This is a genomic window from Vibrio sp. 378 (assembly GCF_033339435.1).
Genome location: NZ_JAWOUO010000173.1, coordinates 1 through 1,030 on the forward strand (window position 1 = coordinate 1; position 1,030 = coordinate 1,030).

Consider the following 1,030-nt stretch of genomic DNA (forward strand, 5'->3'; position numbering starts at 1 on the left):
CTAAGTTGGTGTAAAACACGAAACCATCTTTATCGACGTTTTTCAATAAAACGATTCGTTGAAATGGCATGCCGTTTTCATCCACGGTCGCCACTGTCATCGCAGTAGGATCAGTCAACCCCGCCTTAATCGCTTGCTCCAACCAAAGGTTGAATTGATCAATTGGATCAGCTTTCAAATCTTTACGACGTAGGCCACCTTTCGTGTACTCACGACGAATATCAGCAAGTTCCATCTTTACTCCTTCACTCGTTTTTTGTCGATTGTGCTCCCGAAGCTACTGAAATACAAGGACAGCAAACATAGATGTTGAAAAACCGATGGTAACCTCTAGGTTCAGGCAAAAAGCGAGGCCCGGCAACACTTCTAACGAGACCAAAGACCAACGGCAGGGCAAGTTTTTCCACCCAAATGATGAGAATGAAGCGACGAGAAGTAACGTGAAGTCATCCAAAATAACTTCGCTTCGTTTGCTCTCCAACGGGACAAGATTGACTATTTAACCTCAAGTGAGCATAAACTGACCGCTACGTTACGCAACAAACCAATCGCTTACTTGGCAAACAACCGTTACGTATTTATTAGTACGGAATACTACTTCTAAAATGCAGTTCTATTCCTAGTTAACGTTACCGCTCACAGCATCGTTTAATACCTTTTGATAACATGGCATTAAAAACTCCGGTGAGCTAATTGTGAACTTACTCAATCCCAAAGCCCTGCGTCATTTTCTATTGCTGTTGTTTGCTATCGGCATTTTAGGGCTTGCTCTTACGCATCACTACGCAACTCGCTATCAACACGATCAATGGCAAAAAAAGCTCAAAAGCCAAGCGGCTCAAGTCTCACAAGAAGTCGACTACGAACTGGCGAAGTTTGAACAAATTCCCAATTTGCTTAGCCATGCCCCACGCTTGCTTGAAGCCGTTGAGAAAGGTGCACCGTCGACAGAACTGAACTTACTGTTGGCGCAATGGCTGAAGCAAAGTTTGGCCGATACCATTTATGTCCATGATAAAACAGGCTTGGT

Annotated in this window: 1 protein-coding gene and 1 pseudogene; one reads left to right on the forward strand and one right to left on the reverse strand. The window is 43.9% G+C overall.

Translation table 11 applies throughout. From position 1 onward, the window contains the following. A partial coding sequence (locus tag R7Q48_RS24935) for a pyridoxamine 5'-phosphate oxidase family protein (RefSeq protein ID WP_318132799.1) occupies nt 1–235 on the reverse strand: 235 nt, incomplete at its 3' end. A gap of 460 nt (nt 236–695) precedes the next feature. Between R7Q48_RS24935 and R7Q48_RS24940 the strand changes: the two are divergent. After that, nucleotides 696–1,030: pseudogene (locus R7Q48_RS24940) on the forward strand (sensor histidine kinase); the annotation flags it as partial.